The organism is Gemmatimonadaceae bacterium (genome assembly GCA_030647905.1).
Taxonomy (GTDB): domain Bacteria; phylum Gemmatimonadota; class Gemmatimonadetes; order Gemmatimonadales; family Gemmatimonadaceae; genus UBA4720.
The window spans coordinates 1-2,862 of sequence record JAUSJA010000009.1 but is presented as its reverse complement, the minus strand read 5'-3'; the positions used below and the strand labels follow the sequence as shown (position 1 = coordinate 2,862).

Here is a 2,862-nt window from a genome sequence, read left to right as displayed (position 1 = left end):
GAATCGACGAGCGGGTAACTGGCCATCCACGTGAGCGGGAATGGCGCGGATGCTTGCAGATCCAGGCCGCCGGGCCCGCGGAACAGGAGGATCTTTCCTCCAGTTTTCAGGAAAGCTTGAAGGGTCAGCAAGGTGCGCGTTTCGATTCGCACCGCGCGGATCGACACGAGATCGAGTGATTCATGCAGCTCCGCCCGAGGGAGCAACTCTTCGAAGCGCGCGGTTTCGACTTCCGCATCGCGCAGGCCAAGCGTGCGGACTGCTTCGCGCAGAAACACCGCCTTGCGGGTTTTGACTTCCACCATTCGCAGCTGCAGTCTTGGAATGGCGAGCTTGAGCGGAAGCGCGGGTGAGCCGCCGCCGGAGCCGGCGTCGAGCAGCGTGCGGGCCGACTCGGGAACGTAGCGTGCGGCAATCACCGGCTCAATCAACAACCGATCGATCGCGTCGTCTTCGCCGGATGGCGTGAGACGGAACGCGGTCAAATTGATCTTCGCATTCCACTTGGCAAGGAGCTGGTAGTAGGCCTCGAGCTGCTCGGCGAGCGCGGGATCGAGAGAAAGGTCGACGGCCTTTGCGCGTCGCTTGAGCCGATCGCGGAACTCCCGATTCGCCACGATGACATCTTCACAGAAGGCCAGACGATTTCACAGAGGATAGGAGATCAGGAGAAATTATTCCTTCTGATCTTCTGCCCTCCTGTTTTTGGAGAGCTAGAAACGATTGAGGTAGGCCCCAACCACCGCAACGGCCGCGGGCGTGACGCCTGGGATGCGCTGCGCCTGGCCGAGGGTTTCGGGACGGGTTTCCGAAAAGCGCTGGACCATCTCGCGCGACAGGCCGGGGACGCGCTCGAACGGGAAGGCTTCTGGAATGCGGCGCCGTTCGGCGCCCTGCGCCCTGGTCACCGCCTGTTCCTGCCGGGTGAGATACCCCTCGTATTTCACGTCGGTCTGTGCGGATGTCACGTCAAGCAAGCGATCTTCGGCGACCGTATCGATGGCGACATCGCCGGCGGAGATCATCCCCTCGAGCGTGAGCTCCGGGCGTCGCAACGCCTGCGCCGCGGGGATGCGGGCGCCACCTTCGACCCTGACCAGAGTGCGATGCAGCCGATCGACATTCGACTGGAAGCGAGTGCGCCGGCGCTCGAATCTCTCCCAGCGCTCCTCGCCGACCAGGCCGATCGCCTTCCCTCGTGGCGTGAGCCGCAAGTCAGCGTTATCGGTGCGGAGCAGCAAGCGATACTCGGCGCGAGAAGTGAACATGCGATACGGCTCGAGGCAGCCCTTGGTGATGAGGTCGTCGACCATGATGCCGAGATACGCCTCGTCGCGTCCCAGCACGAAAGCCTCGCGGCCGAGAACGGAGTGAGCGGCATTGACGCCGGCCAGGAGTCCTTGTCCCGCAGCTTCCTCGTAGCCTGAGGTGCCGTTGATTTGCCCGGCGAAAAACAGCCCGGGCAAACGATGTGTTTCGAGCGACGAGCGAAGCTCCGTCGGTTGGACGAAGTCGTACTCGACGGCGTAGCCTGGCCGCAGCAGCGCGGCGCTTTCAAGACCGGGAAGCGCATTCACGAGCTTCTTCTGCGTTTCGATCGGCAGGCTCATCGAGAAACCGTTGACGTAGATCTCGTCGACGTCCAGGCCTTCGGGCTCGAGGAACAGTTGATGCCGTTCCCGCTGCGGAAAGCGCATCACCTTGTCTTCGAGCGACGGGCAGTAGCGAGGGCCGATGCCTTCAATTTGACCGTTGAAGAGCGGCGACTGATGGATACTGGCGCGGACCAGCTCGTGAACCCGATCGTTGGTGTGAAGCACGTGACATGCGATCTGGTTCGTGGGTCTTTCGGTGGCCGTGAACGAGAACGGAATCGGTTCCGAATCGCCGTGTTCCACGTGGAACACGCCCCTTTTGACGCCCTCGTCGAAATCGATTGACTGCTTGGCAAGCCGCGGTGGCGTCCCGGTCTTGAGCCGCCCCCACCGCATGCCGAGTGCCTTGATCGACTCGGCCAGATCGCGCGACGGCGGCTCGTCGGCGCGGCCGGCAGGACGCTGCTCGGTGCCGACGTGGATCAGGCCGTTGAGAAAAGTGCCGGTCGTCACGACGAGGGCGCGGCAGCGATACACGCAACCGTCTTCGAGCGCGAGCCCTGTGACCTTGCCGCTGTCGACCAGGATTTGACCGGCGCGGCCGATGATCCACTGAATGTTCGGCTCGGACTCGAGCGCCGCGCGGACCCATTTTCCGTAGCGCGCCTTGTCGGCTTGTGCGCGCGGCGACCAGACCGCCGGGCCGCGACTGCGGTTGAGCAGCTTGAACTGGATGCCGGTTGCGTCGATGGCGCGGCCCATCAGGCCACCCAGCGCATCTATTTCTCGAACAAGATGACCCTTGGCAGTGCCGCCTACAGCCGGGTTACACGGCATGTGGGCCACGGTTTCGCGGGAAAGCGTGCACAAACCCACGCTGCAGCCCAACTTCGCCGCTGCCCACGCGGCTTCGACTCCCGCATGCCCGGAGCCGACGACGATGACATCTAGTTCACTAATCATTATCGCTATCTACATAATCAATACTTATGTCTGTCCCAGAGTTCCATTGTCGCATGGCGAAACGGATACATGCCGTGATTGCTTACGACACCGCGCTCAGATACAGCCGGCCCCGCTACGCGACGAGAGGTTGCTTTGAGCAAAAAGCGTTGGGCCCAGCTCATGAAGCGCATCGTAAGCTCACCGCTTTTTCTCAAAGCAACCTCTCGCCGCGTCTACGCGCCCTCCGGCTGCGAGTCCGGTGCGCGGGCGTGACGCGGAGAGGTGTCTCCCGGCGTGAGCGTTCGAGCGAGGCGTTGACAAG

The 2,862-nt window shown here is 62.8% G+C and carries 2 protein-coding genes; both read right to left on the bottom strand.

Features of this window, described 5'->3' with window-relative positions:
• Positions 1–617, bottom strand: a 617-nt coding sequence (locus Q7S20_01885) for a 16S rRNA (guanine(527)-N(7))-methyltransferase RsmG (protein MDO8500572.1), incomplete at its 3' end; no start/stop codon positions are given.
• Between the two features lie 96 nt (positions 618–713).
• On the bottom strand, positions 714–2,558 hold the full coding sequence (gene mnmG, locus Q7S20_01880; GenBank protein MDO8500571.1) for a tRNA uridine-5-carboxymethylaminomethyl(34) synthesis enzyme MnmG: 1,845 nt from the start codon (positions 2,556–2,558) through the stop codon (positions 714–716).
• Positions 2,559–2,862: the final 304 nt, after the last annotated feature.